Origin of the sequence: Vibrio sp. TRT 1302 (assembly GCF_050113875.1) — a bacterium.
Taxonomy (GTDB): Bacteria; Pseudomonadota; Gammaproteobacteria; order Enterobacterales; family Vibrionaceae; genus Vibrio.
Map to the genome: position 1 here is coordinate 350,947 of NZ_JBNJOF010000004.1, position 26,651 is coordinate 377,597.

The 26,651-nt window shown below is 47.5% G+C and carries 22 protein-coding genes; all 22 read left to right on the forward strand.

Going from position 1 to position 26,651, the window contains the following annotated elements:
• Positions 1-9: 9 nt before the first annotated feature.
• The 22 genes from traE to traI all read left to right on the forward strand — a co-directional run bounded on the left by traE (position 10) and on the right by traI (position 26,641).
• Positions 10-579, forward strand: a complete 570-nt coding sequence (gene traE, locus ACQEXP_RS08660) for a type IV conjugative transfer system protein TraE (RefSeq protein WP_407006179.1) — start codon at positions 10-12, stop codon at positions 577-579.
• Positions 576-1,319, forward strand: coding sequence for a type-F conjugative transfer system secretin TraK (gene traK, locus ACQEXP_RS08665; protein ID WP_407006178.1), 744 nt, complete (start codon positions 576-578; stop codon positions 1,317-1,319). The genes traE and traK overlap by 4 nt, the downstream gene beginning before the upstream one ends.
• On the forward strand, positions 1,309-2,790 hold the full coding sequence (locus ACQEXP_RS08670; RefSeq protein WP_407006177.1) for a TrbI/VirB10 family protein: 1,482 nt from the start codon (positions 1,309-1,311) through the stop codon (positions 2,788-2,790). Before traK ends, ACQEXP_RS08670 begins: the two co-directional genes overlap by 11 nt.
• Before the next feature lie 12 nt (positions 2,791-2,802).
• On the forward strand, positions 2,803-3,189 hold the full coding sequence (gene traV, locus ACQEXP_RS08675) for a type IV conjugative transfer system lipoprotein TraV (protein WP_407006176.1): 387 nt from the start codon (positions 2,803-2,805) through the stop codon (positions 3,187-3,189).
• 8 nt (positions 3,190-3,197) lie between these two features.
• On the forward strand, positions 3,198-5,786 hold the full coding sequence (gene traC / locus ACQEXP_RS08680) for a type IV secretion system protein TraC (RefSeq protein WP_407006237.1): 2,589 nt from the start codon (positions 3,198-3,200) through the stop codon (positions 5,784-5,786).
• Complete coding sequence (trbI, locus tag ACQEXP_RS08685; RefSeq protein WP_407006174.1) at positions 5,783-6,127, forward strand: type-F conjugative transfer system protein TrbI; 345 nt, start codon at positions 5,783-5,785, stop codon at positions 6,125-6,127. The genes traC and trbI overlap by 4 nt, the downstream gene beginning before the upstream one ends.
• A gap of 2 nt (positions 6,128-6,129) precedes the next feature.
• Positions 6,130-6,804: a type-F conjugative transfer system protein TraW gene (traW, locus tag ACQEXP_RS08690; RefSeq protein WP_407006173.1), complete on the forward strand. Its 675-nt coding sequence runs from the start codon at positions 6,130-6,132 to the stop codon at positions 6,802-6,804.
• A 23-nt stretch (positions 6,805-6,827) separates the two neighbouring features.
• The gene (traU, locus tag ACQEXP_RS08695; protein ID WP_407006236.1) at positions 6,828-7,808 is read left to right on the forward strand and encodes a conjugal transfer pilus assembly protein TraU; all 981 of its coding nucleotides are present in this window, start codon (positions 6,828-6,830) and stop codon (positions 7,806-7,808) included.
• A 61-nt stretch (positions 7,809-7,869) separates the two neighbouring features.
• The gene (locus ACQEXP_RS08700) at positions 7,870-8,121 is read left to right on the forward strand and encodes a hypothetical protein (RefSeq protein ID WP_426969431.1); all 252 of its coding nucleotides are present in this window, start codon (positions 7,870-7,872) and stop codon (positions 8,119-8,121) included.
• Positions 8,105-8,344 carry a hypothetical protein gene (locus ACQEXP_RS08705; protein ID WP_407006172.1) on the forward strand — a complete coding sequence of 80 codons (240 nt, stop codon included), beginning with the start codon at positions 8,105-8,107 and terminating at the stop codon, positions 8,342-8,344. The genes ACQEXP_RS08700 and ACQEXP_RS08705 overlap by 17 nt, the downstream gene beginning before the upstream one ends.
• Positions 8,345-8,353: 9 nt before the next feature.
• Positions 8,354-9,058 carry a type-F conjugative transfer system pilin assembly protein TrbC gene (trbC, locus tag ACQEXP_RS08710; RefSeq protein ID WP_407006171.1) on the forward strand — a complete coding sequence of 235 codons (705 nt, stop codon included), beginning with the start codon at positions 8,354-8,356 and terminating at the stop codon, positions 9,056-9,058.
• Positions 9,058-10,851: a type-F conjugative transfer system mating-pair stabilization protein TraN gene (gene traN, locus ACQEXP_RS08715; RefSeq protein ID WP_407006170.1), complete on the forward strand. Its 1,794-nt coding sequence runs from the start codon at positions 9,058-9,060 to the stop codon at positions 10,849-10,851. The genes trbC and traN overlap by 1 nt, the downstream gene beginning before the upstream one ends.
• Positions 10,852-10,936: 85 nt before the next feature.
• Complete coding sequence (gene traF / locus ACQEXP_RS08720) at positions 10,937-11,725, forward strand: type-F conjugative transfer system pilin assembly protein TraF (protein WP_407006235.1); 789 nt, start codon at positions 10,937-10,939, stop codon at positions 11,723-11,725.
• Between the two features lie 21 nt (positions 11,726-11,746).
• Positions 11,747-12,160 carry a type-F conjugative transfer system pilin assembly thiol-disulfide isomerase TrbB gene (gene trbB, locus ACQEXP_RS08725; RefSeq protein WP_426969434.1) on the forward strand — a complete coding sequence of 138 codons (414 nt, stop codon included), beginning with the start codon at positions 11,747-11,749 and terminating at the stop codon, positions 12,158-12,160.
• 205 nt (positions 12,161-12,365) lie between these two features.
• A complete protein-coding gene (locus ACQEXP_RS08730) occupies positions 12,366-13,775 on the forward strand; it encodes a conjugal transfer protein TraH (RefSeq protein ID WP_407006167.1) in 1,410 nt (469 codons plus the stop codon).
• A gap of 3 nt (positions 13,776-13,778) precedes the next feature.
• Positions 13,779-16,589: a conjugal transfer protein TraG N-terminal domain-containing protein gene (locus ACQEXP_RS08735; protein ID WP_426969436.1), complete on the forward strand. Its 2,811-nt coding sequence runs from the start codon at positions 13,779-13,781 to the stop codon at positions 16,587-16,589.
• A gap of 79 nt (positions 16,590-16,668) precedes the next feature.
• Positions 16,669-17,187 carry a hypothetical protein gene (locus ACQEXP_RS08740; RefSeq protein WP_407006164.1) on the forward strand — a complete coding sequence of 173 codons (519 nt, stop codon included), beginning with the start codon at positions 16,669-16,671 and terminating at the stop codon, positions 17,185-17,187.
• Between the two features lie 142 nt (positions 17,188-17,329).
• Positions 17,330-19,423, forward strand: coding sequence for a type IV conjugative transfer system coupling protein TraD (gene traD, locus ACQEXP_RS08745; RefSeq protein ID WP_407006163.1), 2,094 nt, complete (start codon positions 17,330-17,332; stop codon positions 19,421-19,423).
• 30 nt (positions 19,424-19,453) lie between these two features.
• Entirely contained in the window at positions 19,454-19,633 is a 180-nt protein-coding gene (locus ACQEXP_RS08750; RefSeq protein ID WP_407006162.1) for a hypothetical protein, read from the forward strand.
• A 15-nt stretch (positions 19,634-19,648) separates the two neighbouring features.
• Entirely contained in the window at positions 19,649-20,392 is a 744-nt protein-coding gene (locus tag ACQEXP_RS08755; protein ID WP_407006161.1) for an endonuclease, read from the forward strand.
• A gap of 200 nt (positions 20,393-20,592) precedes the next feature.
• A complete protein-coding gene (locus ACQEXP_RS08760; protein ID WP_080286292.1) occupies positions 20,593-20,742 on the forward strand; it encodes a Hok/Gef family protein in 150 nt (49 codons plus the stop codon).
• Between the two features lie 103 nt (positions 20,743-20,845).
• Positions 20,846-26,641 (forward strand): conjugative transfer relaxase/helicase TraI, encoded by a 5,796-nt coding sequence (traI, locus tag ACQEXP_RS08765; RefSeq protein WP_426969439.1) that lies wholly within the window; start codon positions 20,846-20,848, stop codon positions 26,639-26,641.
• Positions 26,642-26,651: the final 10 nt, after the last annotated feature.

Genomic DNA, 26,651 nt, shown 5'->3' on the forward strand with positions numbered 1-26,651 from the left:
GGATAATCTATGGATAACCAACACCAGGGTAACTTACTTGCACTGAGTAAGTTACTGAACTTTCTTCTCGTCTTTGGATTTGCAGCATCGATGCTCGTGAACGTGGTCTTAGGACTGAGCCTGGCGAAAACCTCATCAGAAAAAAGTCGAACGCTCGTTCCCCCAACGATTTCACAAGCATTTACGATTTCAGATACGGCCATTGATGCACCTTACCTTCAGCTCATGGGGGAATACTTTTTAAAGCTCAAGCTCAACGTGACGCCTGCGAATGTCGTTAGACAATACGGTCTTTTGCTTGAGTACGTACCAGCCGACAACTGGTCGGCCATTCAACCGGTACTCATCCAAGATGCCGAGCACCTTAAAAAGTACAACACGACCAGTCGCTTTGACGCCCTGCCTGGACGAACCGAAATTTCAATTGAGAATAGGCAGTTCAAACAGACAGGCCACCTTACGAAAACCGTCGGCGACCGCACACTGCCTTCAGAGCTTGTGACCTACACCGTTCAAATGGATTACATCAATGGCGTGATTGAACTTATTGGCATCCACAAACAAGGAGCAAAAGAATGAAACCCTTATCTTGGCTGATGAGCGTGCTTATCACCACTCTTAGCCCTTTCGCGTTAGCAAGTAATGTCCAAAAAGCCACGTTTCCCTTTGCTGACGGCGACACCATCCCCGTGAGTTTGTCGTCTGTGAACATCAATCGCCTCGTGGTCGAAGACGATAAAATTCTTAACATCACCTGCCCTCACGGTTTTTGTACCACTAACGGTATTCAAAAAGATAAAACGGGCTCGGTGTCCTTAAAACTGAATGTCGCGCTCCCTTTTACCGCCCACGTTCTCACTCAAAAAGGGCGTCTTTTCGCCCTGTTCATTACCCCAAAAGCCACGCCAGGCATCGTCACTGCATTTACACCAACCGACCGTCACCTGTCTCAGCCTTCCGTACTTGAACGCGGCTTTGATTACCCTGCAGCCATCGCTAACTTCACCAAAGCCATGATGACATGGAAAAAAAATGGCACACCGATTTCTGGATTTAGCCTTCATCCGGTAGACCCTAATACCCTGCCTAAGAAGGACTCCTTACTGCCCGTCACTCCGCAAACCGTGTTCGTGGGTAAGGATTACTCGGGCATCATTTACGAGGTGAAGAACAAATCCAGTGACACCGTCACGCTCACAACCGCACAGTTCTACAGTTATGCCGCTCGAAGCGCGGCGCTGGATACCTTTGAGCTCGGCCCAAATCAAACCACACACCTGTATGTGGTGACAGGGGGAGGAGTGAATTATGCTCGATAACTGGAGAAAACGCCTTTTTAGTGACACAGATGGCGACTTTGAGCAAGGGGGCGAGATTAATCAGCGCACCGCATCGAGAAACAACACCGTCACCATTATCGTTGTCTCGGCTCTGCTCCTCGCTGCATTAGGAATGTATAAATACACCAGACCGACTGCACCTTCACAGCAAGAAAGCCATCAAGAGCCTGTCGAGTTTGGGGTCATCATTGAGCAAGATTTTGTCGAAAAAGACAACCAATCGGCGCTCACCCTACAACAAAACACGCTGTCTGGCCTAGAAAAACAAATCTCGGATTTGACCAAATCGATACGCACTCATCAAGAAGAGACCGAGCGTAAAATCGAGCAAGCAAAAGAGAAGACCGCTCGCTTAGTCGAGGAGCAAGTTCGTGAAGAATTTCGAAGTAAAGAAGCGCAGCTTCAAGCCCGTATTGATGAACTCGAACAAAGCAATTCGGGAGGCGTCAATTCCAAGCCGTACAGCACCATCTACACTCAAGGGGCAATTAATGGCTCAGAAACGTTTGGGCAGCACAAGCTTCCACCCAGACCCATTGTCACTTCGAACGACAAACCCGACATGGCGCAGATGCAATATCAGCCCTCAGAGCAAATCCCTTTCAATCGCAATGAGTTTGATAGCTTTGATTTCTTTTGGGAAAGCGATGAAAAGACCTATCACCGTACCGTTGATAATTACGTACCGACCGGAACCTTTGTGACTGCCGTAGTGACAGGAGGCGCGGACACCAACGCTGGCGTTCTTGGCCAAGGCGATACCACCCCCGTAGTTTTTCAAACCATCCATGAGGGTATCTTACCCAATGGGGAAAAATCCAAGCTCAACAACTGCACCATTACAGGTTCATCCTACGGTGAGATATCGTCAAGCCGCGGTATCGTTCGCACTAACCGCCTGAGCTGTATCCAAGACGAAGGGCGTATCTTAGACGTTGCCATCAAAGGAACGGCCTTTAACTTTGGACGCAACGGCATACGGGGCACCACCATCTTAAAAAATGGGGAGATTGTTCAAATGGCGGGAATTGCCGGCATTTTGACGGGCATCGGCGAGACAGGTAAAGCGCTCTCACAAACCACCTCCACCTCGGCATTGGGCACAACCTCAAGCATCAACAGCCAAGATGCGGCGTTGAACTTGCTGGGCAATGCCACCGCAAGCGTGGGCGCGAAGCTCTCCGATTACTACATCGGCCTTGCAGAGCTCTACCACCCCATCGTGGAAATCAACCCAGGTGCCGTTGTCAATATTGTCTTTTTAGAGGGATTCCCACTCGACCCACTCATGGCCGAAGAGTACGAACGTCAGCAACTCTCAGAGCAAAGCATGTCAAGTCAATCGAATCAAATCCTCGATGTGATCACTAATACCCCTATGAATCCATTGGCGAAAGAGTTGTCTGCACAAGGCATTGACGTTCCCCCAACGCCATTTGGCCGCAAATAAAGGAATAGGAATATGTTAAAACTCTCCTCGATATTCTTTGCTGTGCTGCTCTTAACGGGCTGCGCGGCAGGTCTTGGCGAAGATTATAGCTGCACGAAAGTTGGCGGCGTATCAGGCTGTACCAGCATGGATGAAGTCCGTCGAAATATCGATCTCTATACCGCCCAAGAAAACCAAACTTCCGCTGAGCAAGCTCACCGCGCGCCAACGGATTTTATGACCTTACCGAGACGCACACGACAAGGTGAACCAACCCGAACGGAGGATGTGGTCAAAAAGGTCTCCGTCTTTCCGTTCATTGATAAAAACGGTCATTACGTGGATACCACGGACATCTATATCATCCTCGATGACAGCCGTTGGACAGGTCGCCCAGCGCGAGCCATTTGGAAGGACTGATCATGTTTATGAATTTTTTTACAAAGCCTAAAACGGGCACATTAGGGGCGTTTTATCAAGACGTCAAAAAGCATCAAAATCACTTCCATCATGAGCTCCCTTATCGCGCCTTCGACAATGACACCAAGGTTTTCCTCAATCGAGGGTCCCATGGTATTGGGTTTAAGCTCAATGTCTTAGGCGGTGCTAACGATGAGCTCATTCATTCACTTAATAAGTTGGTGTGCGAATTTCCTCAAGGGGATAAATGGGACTACCAGCTGTCGATGTTTGGCCACAACAAAGTGGCGCATTACATTGAGGCCAACCAAGCGCTCATGAGTAAGCGTGGGGGAATTTGTGAAACCCTCGCCGCCAAAGAGGCGCAATACGCGCAATTTGCTGCCACACAAGGTTTTTTCCACAAACAACGACACCATTTTGATTTGCGTGATTATGAAGCGTATTTCTTTGTCTCCACCACAACCAAAGACGACGAAGCGCTGTGCGACTTACGCGCGACCATTGAAACGGCTTTCAGCCAACTTGGTATTGACACTCAAAGACTCTCCCCAGAAGGACTTATTACCTTTACGGGCGACCTCTTAAATTTTGATGCGATGCAAGAGCGCCCTATCGAGCGCGCCTACAACCGTTATGATCCTATCAATCAACAAGTGATGTCGAGTGATACAGAGCTGCTTATTCGTCGCGACCATATCGCCACTCGTCACACTAACCATGAAGGCATAGAGACGCGAACCCGCACAGTTTGTATGGGACTGGCTAGAACCCCAAGTGACTTTCGGCTCTACGCGCTCCCCGAGTGCTTCGCATCGATCCGCAATATCGCTCGGCATGTGACGTGTCCTCACGTCCTGACCTTAAACTTTCGTCAAGAAGTGACGGGAAACTTTGAGCATGACAATAACCGCAAGATTTCCGATCTCACTAAAACGGTCGGCTCGTCGCTGGCCATGATCATGCCAACGGCCAAAGATGAACTGGAAGAGCGAAAAGGGTTGCAAAAAGGACTCAGCGACAAAGAGTTTACCATCAGCTCAATGGTATTGAACTTAACGCTGTTTACCAATCAAACCCATCAGCGTCGTGACGTTCAGGCCGCCAAAGAAGCGTTTTCCGCTACTGGCCTTGATATCCGTCCTCAAATTATGCTGCAAACGCAAAGCCTGCTGACCGCTTTGCCCTTTACCATGAGCGAAGGACTATGGCGAGATTGTGATGTGGCAGGCAAAGTGCGCTCAATGAAGAGCTCTAACCTCGTCAACTTCTTTCCTATTGTGCTCGATGTTAAACGCATGACCGGAGGCTTGTTGCTACCGACCATGCGAGGGCAACTTTCATTTTTTGACCCGTTCAACTGTGGCAGTGACAATAAGAACATTGCGTTAACCGGCGGCTCGGGCGCAGGTAAAAGCTTCTTCGTGCAAAGCATGGCCAAGTCGGTTTATGCGTATGGAGGGAAATGTTGGATTTTGGATAAAGGTGCCAGCTACAAAAAGCTCACGCTTATGCTTGATGGTTCCTACCTCGATCACCGTAACATCTACCTCAATCCATTCACTCATCTTGGCAAACTGATGGACAGCGCATCACGCGCCAAAGAAGCCCTGCAATTTGTCAACGACAATGGCCAACATGAAAACGTCGATCCCATCAAAGAAGCACTCAGTAACATTACCGCACTGTTTGCCACCATCGCATCCCCTTATCAAGAGCTAGAAAGCTATCAGATGGCGGTCCTTGGCGATGCCATCATTCGCGCTTGGGAGCGAAAACACACCGACACCTTAGTGGACGATGTTCAAACCGCCTTATTCGAACTCTCAGAAGAGTATAACGATGATCGCCGTATCCATGATATTGCCGTGCAATTGAACAAATATTGCAGCAATGGCATTTACGGCGACACCTTCAATAAACCGTCCATGCTCAACCCAAACATCGACATCACCACCTTAGAGCTCGATGGTTTCAATGAGGAGGTTCTACGTCCGGTCATTTTTGCTCTGATTGTCTCTATCAACCAACAGATGTACCTATCTGGCTCACGCTCGACCCCTAAGATGTGCATCATTGAGGAAGCCTGGAGCTTGATGAGTGGCGCTAACGCTCAGACCCGAGCCTTCATCAATACCGGCTATCGCACGGCGCGTAAGTTTGGTGGCTCATTTTGCACCGTCACACAAGGCATTATTGACTTCTTTGCCAATGAAGAAGCCCGGGCCAGTTACGACAACAGCGATATCCATATGGTTCTGAGACAAGGCGACGGCTTCGATACATTCTTAACCGACAACCCGAAAGCGTTCAGTGAGATGGAAGAGCGGATCATAAAGAGTTTTCCGCGAGCCAGTGACGCAGGTTATAGCTGCGTTCGCGTCAAAGCCGGGGGACATACTTCGTATCACCGCATGTTCTCCGACCCTTTTTCACGCGCCTGTTTAAGCACTGAACCTCATGAGTTTGAGTTCTGCGAAAACCTGATGAATAAAGGCATGCCACTCATGGAAGCCATTAACACCACCGCAGAGCATTTTTACGGTCAGGAGATTGCCGAATTTGAACACGCACTCAAAGCTAAGGAGACCGCATGAAACCGTCATTTTCAATGATTGCGATGATGGTGAGCCTCAGCGCGCTTTCGACGCTGACGGCTCATACCTTTCTCAGTCAACCCTCACCCACTTTTGTCAGTGTGGATGTCAAAAGCACCCTCAATGCCTACCATCAAGCGCTCATAAAAAAAGAGATGAGCCTTGAAGAGCAAACCGAGCGTTTAACGCAGTTTGCCGACATCATGCACGAAGAAATCGAGGCGTATAACGCGCAGCACAACACCATTGCACTAGTCAGCGCGGCCGTCGTGGGCGGGGCAGTGGATATCACCCCTCAAATCCAACGATCCATCATCACCCGATACCAAGACAAGGAGTGATTATGAAAAAAATGACAGTGCTCACCCTATGGGGCGCAGCACTCTTATTTCAGCCCCATGTTGGGGCGAAAGATTTAGGTCGCATCGGGGCGACGTTCCCTATCGGTGAAATCGATATGCTGATCTGGATAGAGCAGCGTTTAAAGGGGTTTGAACAATCGGGCAAACTGGCGGATATGCAGCAAGAGTTTGCTCAAAGCGTCGCTGAGAATGTTGAGACCCCGCCACCGCTTTCACTCACCACAACCACCACCCCCGAGACGTTTTTGGTTGATCCCAGCTTAACGCTGGCTAAGGACTTAGCCGATGCTAAGGGCCAAGTCTTTGCGAAAGCAGGGACACGCATTAATCCCTTCGATACAACCACTTGGCCAGAGCACAGTCGTCCCTCAAACCAATTTGAGTACTCCCATGTTTTGGTCTTCTTTGATGCACGCGATGAGCAGCAATTGGCCTTTGCTCAGACCTTTCAATCCAAGAAACCCATCAAATGGATACTAACAGGAGGCAGCCCCAATCAAGCCTCAGAGCATCTCAACAGTCGCATTTACTTTGACCAACAAGGGGATTTATCCAAAAAAATGTACATCAAAGCCGTACCAAGTTTGGTTGAGCAGTCCGGTATCCACTGGAAAGTAACGGAGTTTGACGTCAGCAACGAGGAGCCCAAACCATGATAAATCGTCTTGGCTTAATATTGATGCTATTAGGAGCCTTACTTTCAAGCTCTATCGCTCAAGCAAAAGCAACGTGCTCTGGGAACTTTATCAACCCCATCAGCGATATTTGTTGGAGCTGCATGTTCCCGATGACTGTAGGCTCAGTACCAGTCATCCCCTCAAATTATCCCGATACCAGTAACCCTTCCATGCCTATTTCTTATTGCCCCAAACCCCCACCTATTTACGTGCAAGTGGGTCTCAACATTGGCTATTGGGAGCCCTATGCATTGACCGATGTCACACGAGTGCCTTACTGCATGGTCAACATGGGGATGGAGTTAAGTGGCGCAAACATGCAACGGATAGGAGGACGCACAACAGCAAGAGACTCTGCCAGCAGTGACGGTGGCTTCTATCATGCTCACTGGTACAAGTACCCTATCATTTACTGGCTCCAGTTAATGCAATCGACCGCCTGTATGGCCACCGACGCCTTTGATGTCGCGTATTTAACAGAGCTTGACCCGTTTTGGGATGATGATGAGCTTTCTTTCATCTTAAACCCTGAAGCCATTTTATTTGGCAATCCCATCGCGCAGCTCGCCTGTGTCCCCGAAGCGATTGTGACCACCACGAACTCAGTCTTACCTTTTGATGCTTTATTTTGGTGTTTAGGCTCACAAGGCAGTGCTTATCCATTAACAGGTAACACTAACTATCGAGATACGCCAGTCCAAGCAGGCACGCTCATCATGGAAAGGTTGAATTACAAATTGCACAGACAAGGCATCGTCTGGGAAACAAGCGGTGAAGATGGCGCAATTTGTTATCAGTACCCCACACCTATTTTACCTAAGTCGCGTTACCGCTATCAAATGAGCGTCCCTATTCCCGATGCTGGATGGTGTCACCCTTACACCACCACAACCGCAATATGGGAAATGGGACACGACAACCCGACCACTGGCGATAACTTTGGTTATGTCCAATGGCGCAAGCGTAACTGTGTTTTCTTGTGATCCCCAAAATAAGACCGACTTTAATCTAAAGTTAACAATTCATTACTCAATGAGATTAACCATGATCCTACTAATCACCGACATTACTAATGCTGGCTCAGGCACTCCTAGTATCGATATTGTTTACTTTAAAGTCATTGACGGAGAGCCCACACTCAATGACGTCACTCAACTCCTCAATCAAGAGTTGGAGCATATCTTTACTCCTTCATATTCGACCGTGGAAAAAGAAGGCCGGTTCCTGACCTTATCCAATGAGTGTATTCAGGGAATGCATTTTAACTCAGAGGAACACAATGAACTTCATCACTGACACTAATACCCCAAAAGCCAAAGATATTCTCACCACACACAAATTTAGCCCACTAAAAATCCAAACTCCTGACGGTCATCAACTTGCTCGCTTCTCTCCCCCGAGACAAGGTTGGACACCTTACGATTTATGGCAAGTGCGACAACAATTTCCCCCTCAATGGGAAGGCACAACGGTTCTTGCTTACTTAAGCGATACGCCCATAGGGGGAACGCAAATTTAAGGAAACCCCATGAAACACCTTCAATCCCTTTTCATCGGTTCTTTAACCCTGTTTTTTAGTCAAATGACCTTCGCCAGCATTGGCTACACTCAAAACGAGCTCAAAGCCCTGGCCAAACTGGAACAACAAGTCACTTCGCAACCCCCCTCTTTGCAGACTCAACAGGCTATGGAAACACAACAACAAGCTAGCCATGAGTTTATAGAGTATGCAAGACAACAAGCTCGGCAGTGGCAAGAGAAGCTTGACCCCAATTCGTTACAAGGCATTGTTGATATCCCCACACCAACAGAAAACCCGAACGCAGCCCCCACTGGTGTCATGGTCTTTGTCTCTCTCACCATGCCAAAAAGCAGCCTGAAAGCGCTGTTAAAACAGAGTGAGATTTGGCAAGTACCTTTGGTGATTCGAGGGGTTTTACCTGACGGCTTTACCGCCACCGCCAACACCATTCAATCCCTGCTACAAACAAACGAAAAGAAACCGATAAACAGCGGATTCGCCATCAGTCCAGAATGGTTTCAGACCTTCAACATTCAAGAAGTGCCCACGTTCGTTGCAGTAAAGCCAGGACGCTGCTTACCCAAGCAACCTTGCAGTGAAAATGATTACGACATCGTCAAAGGCAACGTATCTCTACCTGACGCATTGGAGCAGCTTACCAAGGGAGACAATCCCGATGTGGTTCGCCAAGTACTTCAAAGGAGAAAATAATGAAAGTCGTCATCACCGTGTGTTTGTCGTGGCTTCTCACCGCTCATGCCTTTGCCTCCGACCTCACTATTGCTGAGCAAGAACAACAGTATCAAGACAATCTAGGTTGGGCGCAAAGCGCTCAACAAAGTATTACCAGTAAGGCCAATGGCAAACTGAATATCGCGGATTACTGTGATGATGCAGAGTGTGTCAGCCAAGTGAGTAACCCTCCCCAAAAAGGACTCAATGACAGCAAGATCAACAGTCAAAAAACAACGGAATTTTATTCCAATGACACCGCAGGCGCGATGCAAGAGAACTTTGATAAGGGACGGCCAGATGTGAAAACCGATCCTGCCTATCAATTTGCCCTGCTTGGCCAAGAAAATGCCTATGAAATTACCCATGGCATCTCGAACACCTATGTGGATTGCGACACTGGCAGCCAATGCCTCATCAAAGATCAAATCCGGGCATGTGATCAGCCCACCAATACTCCGGTTCGTTGCTTCGATACCCCTTATGTTGATGGGCAGCAAGTCACTTCTGGACAGATCTCGTTCCGTTACCATGGATTTACCCCTATACGATACACCTTACCTGACGGGGTGACTGAAATTACCGGGGTACGTTTTCCAACCGTCCTGAGTTGTCAGGGCTTGAAGTGTTTACCGAGCGTCAATAATGGCGTCAAGTTTCAGGTAAATAACGTGGTCATTCATACCAAGCCATACACTAGCGGCTTCTCTCCACCTAACGCCGAAAAAGCATTATGTACCAGCGGAGGAACCGGACTCTGGTGCTTAAAGAAGTACCCCGGATTTTATCAAAGCACAGGGGTGGGTACATCAGGCGCGATAACCATTGATATTCTCAATGACTATGGCCTGTTCAACGGTACATTCACCATTGACTTTAAAAAGCGAGTTAACGTGATGGCGTGGCAATCAGATTGCTCCACTTTACTGCCTGAATGTCAACAAACCAGCCGCACCTGTGTCGAACCCGGTGGAACCCGAACGATCAATGGCGTCCCGACATACATGAGCTGCTGGAAGTACGAAAAGCAATATCACTGTGACACACAAGACACCTGCGCTGAACTCACAGAGTGTCAGGAAAATAATCGACAATGCAGTCTCGAACTTGAAGGGGTCTGCATTAGTGAACAGATAGTCAAAACATGCGCTATTGAAGAGTGCAGTACAACCAGTCTTCAGTGTTTGGACACAACGTTCTGCCTCGACGGGGACTGCTATGATGACACTCCCACACAATCTACCGACTTCGATAAATCCGCCTCGGGGTTAGCGGCGGTCTCTGCGGCGGCGGAAGGTCTTGGCAACCCTCCAATGATATTCACTGGCAACGGTATGCAATGCACAGATAAAGCCTTTGGGTTTGCGGATTGTTGCAAAGATGGAGGATGGGGAACGGGGATTGGGCTTGATGAATGCAATGAAGAAGAGAAAGCGCTCGGGCAAGCCAAAGAGCAAGGGATTGCTATTGCACTCGGGGAGTATTGCGCCAATGAAGTCTTAGGCGTTTGCACCCGCAAAAAGCAAGGATACTGTGTATTTGACAGTAAGCTCGCTCGCATTGTTCAAGAGCAAGGCGTCAAAGGTCAGCTTGGCATCAGTCTGGGCTCTGCCGAATCCCCGTTATGTGAGCCCATTACCCCTGAGCAGCTTCAGAAAATCAACTTCGAGCTCATCGATTTCTCGGATTTCTATGACGATATGCACAATAGCGCCAACCTTCCTTCCGCCACCGAAATCCAAGGCCGCCTGCAAAGTGCATATGGACAATAAAGTGAAAACGCGCTCAGGAGTACCGGAAAACTTATCCATATTCATGTTCCTAAATGTGGAACCTAACACCATTACATTAGGCAAGATGATGAGAAAAGACTCAGCTATCAATCAAATCATAATTACGTTGTTTATCTGGACGTTAAGCAGTCTATCTTTCGTCCATGCAAACTCAAACCCTAAAGGTTGGAAATGGTATAACGAGCCCAAAGCCCGCCCAACAACACCCAAGCCAGCGCCCATACTCCTGCCCTCCAATACGAAGACTACCGTGATGAGCGCCACTGAGCAGATGCAGTGGTTTCATCAGACTTACGAGGAGGTAAAGGCGGATGCCACCATTAATCCCGATGATGAACAGAAGTATCTCAAACTGATGCAGCTCAATCACTTCATTGGTGAGAAGACGACCCAAACAGGTATGACGTTTAAAAAACTGCTACTCAAGTATCCAGAGTACTCCTACGTCAAAGACCGTCCTGTAGAGCAGGCAGCAAGAAGTACCTATCACCAACAAGAGCGCCAAAAGAAAATCGATATGGTGGAGAAGATGAAAAACGAGGGTTGGGGCTTTTTCTTTGTCTATGAAGGTGATGATCCGCTCACTCAGAGTCTGGCGCCCTCAATGCAGCAATTTGCCGATACGTACAACATTGAACTGCTCGGCGTGAGTAACGACGGCGTGTTCATCGACAACATCCGTCAAAATCGCCTCAATAATAACAAAGTTGTCGTGCCGTTTACCCCAGCCCTGATCTTGGTCAATCCAACCACCTCAGAGTTCAAACCACTCGCTTACGGGTTTATCTCACAAAACGATTTGTTGGGACGGTTCTATAACGTCGCAACCAATTACCAATCCCCTGACTTTTGACACGACACAGGAAGAAAAACTATGCTCAAACGTGCGCTCTTTTTCCTTTTATTCATAACCACTGCCTCGTCAAGTTATGCCGCCATGCAAGATCATTATGCGATGGTCTTTTTCTATCGCAGTGACTGCCCTTACTGCCACCGATTTGCCCCCAAGTTCAAAGCCTTTACTCAACGAGAGCAACTACAAACTTACGTCTTCTCACTCGATAACCGACCGATCACGGAGTATCCCGTGCCTATTCCAGCGACACCGGAGATCAGCCAACTGTTCTTTGAGAGCCCGAAAAACATCACGGTTCCGGCGACGTTTTTAATCAACGTCAATAGCCGAAAATTTGTCAAGGTATCGATTGGGGATGTGACTTACGACGAGCTAGAACAAAGCGTCAAAGGCATATTAAGTGACCGAGCCCTATTGGAGGCGATGCAGTGATTACTTCGAGTAAAGAGCACTGAGTAAAATCATGGCGAGAAGAAACAACCACAGCCAAGGGCACACGTGGAGCATCCCCCACACACTTCGCCCGATTTCATAGATGAACTCCACTCATCCCCCCGTAATCACATTAAGAGTCAGGCAATGCTAACCCATTGAGCTGTCTCAAAGATGCGTCCTCATTACATAAGGATATCTCAACATGCACGCATGGTTATCCACATTTTCTGTGGAAAAAACGCGCTGGTCATTGACCTGCCTTACTTTGTCGTTGGTCTTCGCGCATCCCGTCCACGCCACAGGGGTGAGCGGCTCGCTGGACAGTTTTTTCAATGATCTGGGCTATCACACGAATGTGTCCAGCCCAAACGCTTACAAAGGCCAAGGCGCTAACTATTACAATGGGGGCTCGCTGTATGTTCGCTCCCCAATCAAGAACGCCCAATTAGTCTCAGCCACTGTCCCTTCGGTGAGTATGGGGTGTGGCGGTATCGATGCCTTTATGGGCGGATTCAGTCACATCAATTCAGACCAACTGGTTCAGTTTGGCCAAGCGGTGGTCTCGAATGCGGTGCCGTTTGCCGTCGATTTAGCACTGCAAACCTGGGCGCCTCAAATCAAGCAAATCCGAGACAACTTACAAAACATTGCCGATAAGTGGCTTAACCAATCCATCAACTCATGTGAAACCGCCCAAGCCGCCGTGAGTGGCCTTGCGGGCGCGTTTGACAACCCTCAAACGAAAAAGCACATCTGCGCGACCATGGGCACCCACAACAATGCCTTCTCGGATTGGGTCGCCGCGCAGCAAGAGTGTGGTGTAGGCGGTCAGGCCAATACCCAACTGGCCAATGCGCGAAACAACCCGGCTCTGGAAGACCTAACCCAGACCAACCACAACATCGTGTGGTCAGCGACACTAAAAAACAGCTTTCTCTCCAGTGATACCGCGCTCGCGGAATTTCTCATGAGCTTATCGGGAACGTACATCTATAACGCCAGCGGTCAACCTCGCTATTACGCAAGCTTGCTGGCCGACAACAACAACTTAGTTCAAGCGTTACTCGAAGGGGGCGAGGTGTCTTATTACCGCTGTGATAACACAGACCAAAAGCAGTGTTTAAACCCAAGTAAGGTAACCTTAACGTTAGCCTCATCAAAAGGGCTTCAAGAGCGCATTCGAACTCTTTTGGAGCAGCTTTATACCGCGATTGCCAACGACAGCGCATTAACCAGCACTCAAAAGTCGTTTCTTGAGTACACCGAAACTCCGATACAGGCCATTTTCATCAGTGCGACACAAGCAAACCGTTACCCAAACTTTGCCGCTTATTCACGACTCATTGCCATTGAGTTACTTAGCCGCTATCTGGCGAACATGCTGAACGTGGTGCAGAGCTCGCTGGCGAACACGCAAGTCAACCATAAAGACATTGCACTGATCACTCGTGATATCGACAGAGCAAAACGCTTCACCGATGGGTTAGCCGACAAAGCCACCCAACAACTCCTTGAGCAAGAGCAGCTTATCCAAGCGCACAAAAGCAATGACCAAAAAGCTTGGCAAAAACTGAGCGAACAACTCCAACAAAACTTAACTTTTGGGGAATAAGTCATGACACTCGAATACTACGTTTACACCCAAGGTGCGACACTTCAACGCGCACTCAATGCCATCGCCGCGTTCTTTCAATCGGCCAGTTTTGCCTCCATGACTTCCATCGCCTTGATGATTGGGGCGATGATGACCATGGTGCTTTTCTTTGCCACTCGCAACACCAAACACATTTATGTTTGGGCGATGGTCTTTACGCTGGTTCCATCGATGCTGCTGCAACAAACCGCGCGTGTTCAAATCATCGATAAAACCGAACCAAGTGGCGTCTACTCGGTGGACAACGTGCCTTATCTTGTCGCTGTGCCCACTTGGTTTTTCAGCACCATGATGATGGGCGTGACCGAAGCCGTTGAAACCATCTTCACGACCACCGACGACAAACGTTACGGTCGGACAGGCATGATGTTTGGCTCAGAGTTGTATCAGTTATCCAGACAAGCGGATTTAAGAGACATTGAAGTGCGTCGAACCTGGAATGACTTTTTCAAAAACTGCCTCATTGGCGACATCGAAATCAACCGTAAATACACTTGGAAAGCCTTACTGAATGCCCCTGATATTTGGGGTTTTCTGGATGGACAATCGATGAGCCCTCTTCGCGGCGTCATGATAAACGGCATGAGTCAGGACTTTAAAACCTGCCGTGAAATTTACCCGGATTTAAAACGCCAGTTCGGCGTCGCGTCCGCAGACGAGCTTGACTTGATTGGCACGTATCTTCACGGCGCAAAAGCGGCAACCTACGCCCCTCACGTTCGCAATGCGCTGCAAAACAGTTATCAGGACTTTATCGGTATCAGCAATAACGCCGTGGACGTGCTTAAACAAAATATGACGATAAACGCCATGCGCCGCAGCATTCACGCACTCAACCCGAATGCCAGTGCCATGAACTACGCTTATACCTCCAACAAAATGCAGCAAACCTCGATGTGGGCAACACTTGGCATGCAAGCACGTGAGTTCATTCCCATGATGCATACCATGCTATTTTTCCTATTCAGTTGCTTAAGCTTTATGATTGCCGCCGCCGCGCTCATTCCAGCGCTCACCAAAATGGTCTTGGTTAACTACATCAAAACCTTTGCGTATTTAGCGACCTGGCCTCCCCTGTTTGCGATTTTAAATGTCCTGATGGTTTGGCCATTGGAAATGACCTCAAACGCCACCGCAGACCCCATGAATGGCCTCTCTCTTTCGAACGCCAATGCCCTTGATGAGCTCCATACGCGCTTTGGCTACATGGCAGGCTTTCTTATGATGGCCATTCCAGTTTTAGCCGGAAAGGTGCTGCAAGGGGGCGTTGCCGCGGCGCAGGCCATGAACTACCAGTTAGCCGGGATGATAAACAGCACCAACGCTCGAGTCTCTGCGGCCAGCTCAACCGGCAATATGGACTTTGGCAATTTGCAGATGCAAAACCACAGTTTCAATAACACCAGTGCCAATAAATTTGATGACAACGTACTACTGAGAACAGGCATGGCGACCATACAGCAACAAGATGGTGCTTCCATCACCACGTTGCAAAATGACGGCGGGCGCCGACTCTATAACGCTCAGGAAGCCGAGTCGAAACCGATTTGGCAAGCGCAAGCCTCGACCATGTTGCAAAACAGCGTCAGCGACCAATATTCCAGTGCCCTGACCGCACAAAAGCAGAGTATGAACACCTTCACGGATAACTATTCAAACAGTATGCAGCAAAGCGACCGCTGGAATGATAACTGGTCACGCAGTTTCTCGTATGGGGATGGCCATAGCACGTCCACCGAAGGTCAAATCAGTCAATCTTACTCGAAGATGGAATCGGCTATCGATAACATCTCGCAGACGATGGGTTGGACACAGGATCAAGCCAGAGCCTATGCCATTTCAGCCAATGCAGGCGTTACCGTAGGAACGCCCGGTCAAAGTGTGCTTGGCAGTGGCGCAAGTGCCGGCATTCAATGGAGCACCGACCAACGTGAGGCGTACAGCAACATGAGCGCTGAGCAGAAACAAGCCCTTGAGCAAGCAACGCAGCAATACAGTGAAGGGGCCACCTCAATGGAGCGTGCAGGTCGCACGCTGGATACCAAAGAGAACCGCAGCGCGGTGGAGCAATACGCCCATGACTTTGCGCTGAATCATCAACGTCTGCAAAGCAGCGCGGCTTCTGTCAGTGAATCGAATGCGGAAGTGGCCAGCTTACAAAACATTCAATCTCGCCTTGATACCGATTCGGTGAACTTTAGCGCCAGTGCGGTAACGGGTTTCCAGAATTATTTAGAAGCTACCAACCCCGATAATCCAAATAATGTTGCTCGCCTTATGAACGCCACTAAGCCAGAAGATTTGATGGAAGTACGCAATCAATTTAACGAATACACTCGCAGTGATGCGTTTCAAAACGCCTTTGGGGTCTCAACCTCAACCAGTGATATCGAGGACTTAGGTAAGTTGTATCAACCTAACAACTTAAGCGAGACTGCGACGTTATCACCAGAGCAACAACAGGGAGTCAACCGTGGCGCAGCCAATGCCAAGAATAAAATCGACGAAGTGACCATCGATATGATCAACTACAACGGAAGTGACGGGCTTTATAACCATGATGTGTATCGTAATGTAAAGGGCAATACATTAGTCGCCGGAGGGCACATGCAAAACGAAGCGGATCAACCTGTGACACCCACGACTAATCCAAACTCGGATGTAGCCAAAACCGTCCAAGACCATCTCGTGACACCGCCACAGATGGATACGGACAGGCCTCCTCATACAGGCTATCAATTGTATGATTCCAATTCCAAAAACAGCGAATAAATAATACTGTTTATTTATACAGTCCTTCATTTAATGTTATTATACCCAATGAATGAAGGGCTATTTACGGAGAACACAGATGAATAAGATACTTACCGTCATTTTAAGCTTGCTGTTCATCGCTCCAACCTGGGCGCAGGACAACACTTGGCACAAAAGCCCAGAGCTTAACGCTCTGATTGCTGAATTAAAGCAACACTATACTTCTGATAATTTATCTGACTTTCGTCATGAGCAGATGGCTCAAGTCGATAACCTGTCCTTTTTTATTCAGTACATCGATAAGCCTGATACGCCTGAGCACAAGCTGCTTAAGGCTTACCTATGGGGAACTCAACAAGCTTATATGAACAGTATCAATCAGCAAATCGACACTAATGTCGTGCCATGGTTCTGCCCAGGAAGTGGACTAAAAACTGTCAGCCCTAACGCTAATAATCCAACCCAATTTATAGAAAATATCATTTGGCAAGGGTTAGAGGGAGACTTAAAACGAGCTCCGACAAGATTTAAAGACTACAATGGTGCTGCTGCCTTTATGTCTACGACTAGTCCCATTACATATGGACTAAAATTAAAATACCCATGTTATGAATAACAGCTTTCGTTAACATCATTCATTAAACTCTACTAACAAACCTACACTGCGTGATACTTCCTGTATGGCGCAGTTTTTTATTCCCTCTCAGATCGAATCTCAAACTGAACCTTATTACTCTTTTTGCCCTATAGGAGCATTTATGCACACGCCTACCCGCAAGAAAAGCAACCACTTTACCCGTGGCGGACAAGTGACCTTTCACGCCATCACCATGTTCTTCCAAGTGAACAATAAGCTTGTAAAATTCATTGGTTGGGGCGTCGTTGCGCTCACTTTGTTACTGACGTACCTCAATTCCCCGCCTAATGCCTTTTGGGGCGAATTCTATTACTTGCGTAATGTTCTCTACGCAAAGTTAGGGAAGCCCCTCGATAGCCTTGTCACCACCATCTGGGAAGGTGAGCGCTACACCGACACCCTCGCCTCTCAACTGCAAAACTCGGTTCTCCTCGATATCCACGCCACCATTTGGCACAACGTTCAAATCTACTTTCTGATTGCTTTAGTGATAGGCATGGCCATCTTCATGATCGCCTTACGCTTTTTTAAAGAGCAAGGCGAAAAACAGAGTGAAGATTTTCATATCCGAGGCTTTCGCTTAGCCCCGCCAGAAGCCATCACCAAAGAGCTCAAAGCCCGAGCAAAATCCAAAAAGAAACGAGGGTATGGGGATGGCTCTATCTCCAGTTTTAAGATTGATGGTCATGCACTTTTGAAACAGTATTTCGAAGTTCAGCACTTGCTCATTGATGGCACTACAGGTGCGGGAAAGTCCATCATGATCCGTAAATTGGTGCGTTGGATACGCGCTCGAGGTGATAAAGCTATCATCTACGATAAGGGATGCTCCTTTACTGGTAAATTCTACAACCCTGAAACCGACGTTCTCCTCAACCCCTTTGATAAACGCTGCGCTAACTGGGATGTCTGGAGCGATGCCATCGAGGCGCCGGATTTTGAAAACATGGCCGCCGCATTGATCCCTCAACACGGTGAAGGCGATCCGTTCTGGGTCGATTCAGCGCGCACCATTTTTTCCTCTACCGCTTATCGCATGAGTCAAGATGACAAGCCTTGTACCACTGAGCGATTGCTCAGTTTGATCTTAACTTCTGAGCTAGAAACACTTGGCAACTTCTTAGAAGGTACTGAGTCCGCTTCCCTTGTCTCAAAGGACATTAAGAAAACCGCGATTTCCATCAAATCGGTATTGGCCACTTACATCAAAAGCCTGCGCTTTTTGGATGGCCTGAATAACGAAGCGCGCCCTGATAAGCTCAGACAAAAGTTCTCAATCACAAACTGGGTTCAAGACGATAACCAAAAAGGCTTTTTGTTTCTTTCGAGCAATGCACAGCAACATGCTTCACTAAGACCACTGATATCGATGTGGTTAGCCATTGCTTCCAATGCCATTTTAGGACTGAAAGAAGACGAAGAGCGCCGTATCTGGGTCATTATGGATGAGATGCCTAGCTTGCATAAATTACCTGAACTGGGCTCTATCATTGCCGAGGTGCGTAAGTTTGGAGGCTGCTATCTGATTGGCATTCAGTCGTATGCGCAGCTCGTCAAAACCTATGGTAAGAATGCCGCTGAGGAGATGTTTGATTTACTTAACACACGCTTCTTCTTTCGAGCCCCTTCTGAGCCTATGGCGCGTATCTCTGCTAAAGACTTGGGTGAACAAGAAGTCGATGTGTCAAAAGAAAATGTTTCTTACGGCGCAAATACCTTGCGTGATGGTGTCTCTCTTGGCCATCAAACCATTACACGCCCTGTCGTGTCTGCCAGCGAAATCCAAGCCTTGGATGATCTGCAATGTTATCTACGCTCCCCTGGCATTGATCTCATTACGAGGCTCGATCTGGAATTCGACAAAATGCGTGATGTTTGTCCATCGTTTGATAAGCGCACCATTGTGCTTTCGTCTGCAATGAACAAAGTATATGAACAAGCGATCTACCATGAATGCGTGGCGCCTGGGCTGTATCTCAATGAAGAAGATCGACGTAAGTTAACCGATGCTCAAGAGGCGAATTTTGAAAACGAAGCACAGATGAAAGTGGAAACCGATCAAATTCAGCAAGCGATAAAAAGTGAGACAGTGAGCGGGCTGATTAACCAAGACCCGAAGCGAGTCCAAGAGCAAGCCTATCAAGAGGAAGCACAGCGCAATATTGAAGAAGCCGCCATTTCTCAAGAAGCCGAAATAGGAGAAGTTTACGACTAGGTTTCCTTTACAGCTAACAAGGATTAAACAATGACAGACACCCAAGACCTTAACCCCTTTCAATACCCCGTCAAAGACTGGGATGAACCAAGTTATTCAAAGAAAAAGCCCTCAAAAGAGCAAAGCAACCTGAAAAGAATTCGAGATCGTATTGAGCAAATCGAAGAGCAACAAGCTTGGGAAGCCCTTTGGGGGAAAGACGCGCTTTAAGAGTGAGAACAACGTATGACGACAAAACATATCTTCGGAATGAGTTTACTGGTTATCGTTTCGGGAGCCAGTGTGGCTGAACCACTCGGCAATACCACCATTACCTCTTTCAACACCGCCAAGGAGATCATGCAACAGCATGTGTACACCACACCAGAGCTGCGTAAAACACTCTACTGCGGCGCCACATTTAACGCGAAAAAAGAAGTCACTCCCCCGAATGGGTTCAAGACGACTCAATACAAAAATCGATTAAAACGTTGGGAAGCCGAGCATATCGTTCCGGCAGAAAACTTTGGTCGCACCTTTATTGAGTGGCGCGAAGGACACCCGCAATGCATCGATAACAAAGGAAAAGCGTTTAAAGGCCGTAAATGCGCAGAAAAGGTCAACATCGAGTATCGCTTGATGCAATCGGATTTGTATAACCTCTATCCTGCAATTGGTAGTGTCAATGCGGCAAGGCAAAACTACAACTTCACATTGCTGCCCCATGCGACGTCCAACTTTGGTCAATGCGATGTGCGTATTGATGGTAAGAAAGTACAGCCGCCGGAGCAGGCTCGTGGCGCGATTGCTCGCACGTATTTGTACTTTGAAGCGGTTTACCCTCGATACTCAATGAGTAAAGCGCAAAGGCAGTTAATGCAAGCGTGGGACAAACAATACCCAACAACAAAAGTGGAATGTCAGCGAGCTCAACGGATAAAGCAACAACAAGGCAATACCAACCCTATCCTGGCCAAGCGTTGTCATTAACTCTCTACCCCTCAATAATCACCAGAGTAGCCATCCCCCTGCATTTTGTTACAATGCTTCTGGGCGCTTAGACATACCCATGTCGAAGCGTTAGCCAAAACATGGATATGAAAAAGCCCCGCATGAACTATAAATTCAAACGAGGCCTTTACCATGTGTGACAACTTGATATTAGCCTCTTACTTCATAGGAGGCAAGCTATGCCTAAAAAAACGGCTCTCGCAGCCTTAGTCGTGGTCTGCATCACGGCAGTCATTCTCACTGCACTTTATACCGGTTCGCTCTGCGATGTCCGATATAAAGACAAAGAGAACGACCTTAGCATCACACTTGCCTACGAAGTAAGATAAGGTCAAAGGGCAAGAGCTTGCTCTTGTCCTTTCCTTTATCTCTTTGTGAACTTGGTTTCTAAGCGCCCCTACTCTTGGTGGTTCCCGTAAAGGAAACACCACTATGATGTCCATCAGCCCTTTAAAATCACCCTCTAACGCAGCCCAGTACTACTTAAACGAAGAAAACACCCAAGACCACCCAGACACCTCTCTCGAAAAAGACGCAAGTGACAACTATTACCTCAAAGAGAAAGAACAAGGTGAAAACACTTTCTGGCATGGAAAACTGGCCGAAGAAGCCGGATTACTGGGCAAGCCCGTTGAACAAAAAACCTTAGAAACCGTGCTCTCGGGCACACTCAATGAGGAAAGCATTAAAGGAAAGCGAGAAGACCATAAAAGCGGATTTGACCTCACGTTTTCTGCCCCTAAAAACGCCAGCATACTCGCTTTGGTCGGAGGGGATACTCGTCTGATTGAAGCGCACAACAACGCGGTAAAATTTGCCCTCTCAGAGCTAGAGAAAGACGTCGCTCAGGCGACGCACATCAACGAAACAGGTGAGCGTGAATTTCACAATACTCAGTCTATGATTTTTGCGGTCGTTCGTCACAAAACCAGTCGCAACAACGATCCACAAGTTCACTCCCACGTCCTCGCGGCCAATATGACCCGAGATCAGGAAGGCAACTTACGTACACTCGCGTCTAACTTAAAACAAAAAGGCGGCGTCATTAATGGCAGCGGTGAACGAATCTATAACTTCCAAAAGTATTATGGCGCGCTCTATCAAAGTCAGTTCGCCAAAGAGTCTCAAGAACTCGGCTTTCAGATAAAGGGGCTGGGTAACGCTCAATTTGATATCGATGGCGTGCCTGAATCACTGCATAAAGCCTTTTCTACTCGTAAACAGCAAATCGACCAACAGGTGCTCGACTTTGGACACGATTCACGTGCATCAAAAGATGTCGCCGCTCTCGATACCCGACAAAGAAAAACTTACCACAGTGATGCGACCTTAAACCACAAATGGCAACAAACCGTCAAAGGTCAGGGGTTTGATCCGGCCCTTTTGGTCAAACAAAGCCAGGCATTACCACAAAAAAGTGGCCATGCCATGCAGCAAGCCCATAAAGCGTTTTCACATGCAATGACGCACTTGGGGCAGTACTCAACCTCATTGAGCCTTGAGAAAGTGATTGAGGTCGCGGCCTCAGACTTTACTAAAGGAGCACAGCAAGCCAACGCGATTGATTTAAAGCAAGTCGCCGATGAATGGATAAAAAATGGCCAGCTTGTAACACTGGCCAAGAAAGGACACTACACGTCTCAAGCTATGCTGAAAAACGAAAAAGCGCTCATGGATATCACTAAGGGACGGGCTCATAACATGCGCACAAATATCGATGAGACGACCCTAAACCGCCTCAATATTGCCCAAGATAATCGCCAAAAAGTGGCCGACATTTATGGCTCAACCAAACAGTTTCACGTGGTCAACGTGTTTGGCTCTTCCGAGCAAATCGCGCAAAACCTACTTAACGTAGGCAACCACAGTGGTAAGCGAGTGCAGCTTGTCTCTCAAAACACCCAACACCACCGCCATAATCAACAAAACATCCCCCGAGAAAGCCACACCTTTGCCACTTGGGTTAAGCATTTATTTCAGGACGATCAGCGTCATACCTTACAAGGTCTACTTGACTCTAAGCACCCGCTGACCAACAAGGACATTATTTTAGTCGATAACGCAAACAAAATGAGTGCGAATGAACTGCTCTCACTCAGTGAAAAAGCCAGCAGCAGCAACAGTAAAGTCATCTTACTTAACCGTGTCTCAAACCGCCAAGGCATGAAAGCGCACAGCGCAATCGACCTCTACAGTAAAGGAAATGTCACGACGCACACTTGGGTCAACAGCAAACAAGCGGACAGTGTCGTGCGACTGCATCATCGAGAGGAGCACAACATTGCTCTCACTTACGCCGACTTACCCGACAAAACCAATGCTCAAGTATTGGTAACCTCTGGCGTCGAACAACGGCGATTAACCAATGAGATACGCGCCGCTTTGAAAAACGATGGCCAACTCTCACGTACCAGTGTCACAGTCTTCACCCAGCAACCTCATTACCTTTCAAAGCCACAACAACAATTTGCAAAGCATTACCAATCCGGTATGACCCTCAGACAATGGGATAAGGGAAAGCCTCACGACTTCGTGATCGCCAGTGTCGATAAAGCCTCTAACACCCTAGAGGTGTTGAGCAAAACGGACGGTAAAGCAAAGACTTTTGACCCTTCGTCTAAAGCATTTCAATCGATGAACATGCAATTGTACAAACCAGACGTCCTTGAGATCTCACAAGGTGAACGTATTCTGGCCACAAATAAGCACTTTCCTTCTCAACTCGAAGCTGGACAGCGTTGCCTCGTCACGTCCATTACTAAAAACTCTTTAACGCTAATCAATCAACAAGGACAATCCAGTACGCTCCCTTTAGATAAATTGAAAGACGCGCCACTCACGTATGACTACGCGCATTCAGCCAATCACTTTGAGCCCAGAGCCCATACCTTACTGTCGGGAAAAGCCTTTGCGCTCTCTAAAGAGTTACTCAATGACCTAACAGAACATAGTGCTCGCTTAGATATCTTCACAGACCATCCTGAGAAAGCGCAGCAAGCTCTAGAAAAAGCCGAAGTCAGACCGTCAGCCATCGAACGAGTCCTGCACACTCAGCCCATCAATGATCGCTATCTCTCTGAAGCCACAGAGTCTACCCTCAGACACGATATTGAACACGCCATTGGTGTACTCGCGAAAGAGCAACACGCGCCCGTGTCAGAGAAAGCGGTGAATTTCGCCCTAAACCACCTGTCAGAAAAAGAGGCCGGATTCACTCAAAAAGCGCTCGTGATTGAGGCGGTACGTTATGCCTTTGAGGAAACCAATAGTCCGATCACCAAAGCGTACATTGAGGCCGAGCTGGCAAAACGCAGTGACGCCCTTTCAGCCGAATACAGTGATGGTACACGTTGGACGACAGAGGCGGCCATCGAAACCGAGAAGCATATCCTCAGAAACATCGAGAAAGGAAAAGGACAGCATCAGCCTTTCAGCACCTCTAAACAGGTTCATCAGTACCTTGAAAACCACCCTCGCCTCACTCATGGCCAAAGTAATGCCATTCATTTGATCTCCACCACAAAAGACAGCTTTGTGGCCATACAAGGTTTAGCCGGTACGGGTAAGTCCACGATGCTCGAAACCAACATCGATCTCATCGAGCACGTCACCCAAGTGGGAAAAAACCAACCTGATCGAATTATTGGTCTTGCCCCTACTCACTCAGCTGTAAGTGAACTGGAAAGTAAAGGGGTCAAAGCGCAAACACTGGAGAGCTTACTCACCGATATTCGCCAGGGCCGAGCCTCACCCGAAGACTATAAAAACACCTTGTTCTTTCTGGATGAGAGTTCGATGGTCAGCAATAAGCAAGCGAAGGAGCTCACTGACTTGGTACGACAAAGCCAATCTAAAGCGGTGTTATTAGGTGATAAAGAGCAATTGCTCTCTCTGAATGCGGGTAAGCCGTTCGAGCTGGCCATGACAAAAGGCATCATCGATACCGCGCAGATCATCGAGTCAGAGCAAATGACCGACATCATTCGTCAGCGCAACAAAGCAACATTAAGTGCAGTGCACAACATTCTCGATAAACAACCTGACAGCGCGCTCGACAAACTCAGTCAACAAGACGCGGATAAACAAGGAAAAACGCCGCATGTCATTTCAACACTTACCGATAACCCTCAAGACCCTCGAAAAGCGCAGCAAATCGCGACTGAGAAGCTTCCTTATGAAGTCGCGCAAGATTACCTATCACGTACTCAAGAAACGCGCGAAAATACACTTATCATTGCTTACACGAACAATGAGCGAGATGCCATCACTGAACACATTCGCCACGGCTTAATAAAAAAGAACGAGTTAGGCAAAGAAAATGTCATTGTGCCAAGACTTCGCTCTATCGGCGCCAGTGGCGAAGAGCTCAAAACCATGATGCCGTACCAAAAAGGACTTGTGCTCAGTACCAAGCCAGGGCAATACGGAACCATCACCAAAGTCGATTCTGAACATGGTGTGGTCATGGTAAAGAGCCACGAGACAGGGAAAGAAAGCGCCTTTTTACCAAGGCATCGTGATCATAAGTTTACTGCCCTGTTTTCGGTCTCGCATAAACCATTATCGACAGGCGATAAGATCATCACCCGCTTTACAGACAAAACTCGCGGCATTAAGGCCAACGTCGTGCACCATATTGTTCAAGCCGACAATAACGCCGTGATTGCCCAAACCAAAAATGGACAATCACTCACGATCGATCCCGAAAAAATTAAGGATGGCCATTGGGATTACGCCTATACCCGAACCGCAGATATGGCGCAAGGTGCCACGTACCAAAACGTCATTACCTCTATCAAAGGGAAAGGTGCTCTAACTAACCTAAGACGTGCTTATATCGATTTAACAAGGGCAAGTGAACACGTCAGACTCTACACCGATAACCCCAAACAGATGATGAAGAGCTGGTTATCCAAAGAGGTCAACAAAGCCAGTGCGATTGAAACCGTTAAGCACATCGCCCCTCAATCGACCACGTATTTTAATGACAACGCGCTTCCTCATGAAAACGTTCGTTATCAAAACAAAAATGGCGATTTCGATTACGACAAATTTAGAGAGCACATCAACTCTGAGTTACCAAAATACACAGAAAGCCTCGCTATCCACCTATTAGGAGCGCCTAACAAATCGAAATCCGATCGAGACTATTTAACGTTTGGTACGGGCAAGTCCGCCATTAAAGTCAGTTTAACGGGGGACTATCGCGGTTATTTCAAAGATTACACAACTGGAGAAAAAGGCTCGCTGATTAATCTAATGATGAGTCACAAAGACCTCAGTTACAAAGAGGCGATGAACGAGGCTCATCATCTCTTAAATAATCCTGAACACTATCAAGTTGCGATTAACAAGGATCACGACAAGCTTATGAATACAACACCAAAACACATTGCTCAATTTGAACAACGAGCGAAAGATTATTTACAAGAAAGCCAAGAGCTAAAAGGAACATTAGCTGAGCAATACCTCCATAAGTTAGGCGTTAAAAACGCTGAGAACGACAACGTACGTTTCCATCCTGCTGTTTACTCCTCAGAAGATAAAGAGTTTCACCCTGCTATGATTGCAAACATTCATAACCAGAAAGGAGAAACACGAGCAATTGAAATTACCTATCTTGACCATGATGCCAATAAAGATATTGATATGGATGTGAACCCAAGAGTATTAGGGACTAAATCGAAGCAAATGACTCACTTTAACCAAGGACAGGATTTAAACACCACGATTATCAGCACGGGTATTGAGCAGTCGTTCATAATAAATGAACATACTCAAGGACGATATGACATCATCAATGTCAATCATAAAAATGACATTCAAAATATAACGCCTGACGAAATACGACAAAATGTCATTATTGTGTTGACCAATCAAAACTTAGACATCAACTCAAACAACATGGAGAAGATAATTGAAAAATTCTCTTCTCCTAATATTCACTTTGTTACCGAAGAAGATATGCTCAAGCAAATCACTGAGTGCATTCAGAAATTTGAAGGACAGGATAAAGACATCAACCTCAATATTGCCATTGATGAGAGTGTGTTGAAACAGCCTAATAGTGATCATAAAGATGTTATTTTGTCTATACATAATGAGCGAGAGAGCAAAGAATTAGAGCACTTTGATCATAAAGAACATTCACCTCAACAAGATCTTGACTTAAATAAAGCTCAAGACGTAGACAAATATCTAGATTTAGACAGAGAGTTAGAACGGTAAAAAAAGGGTA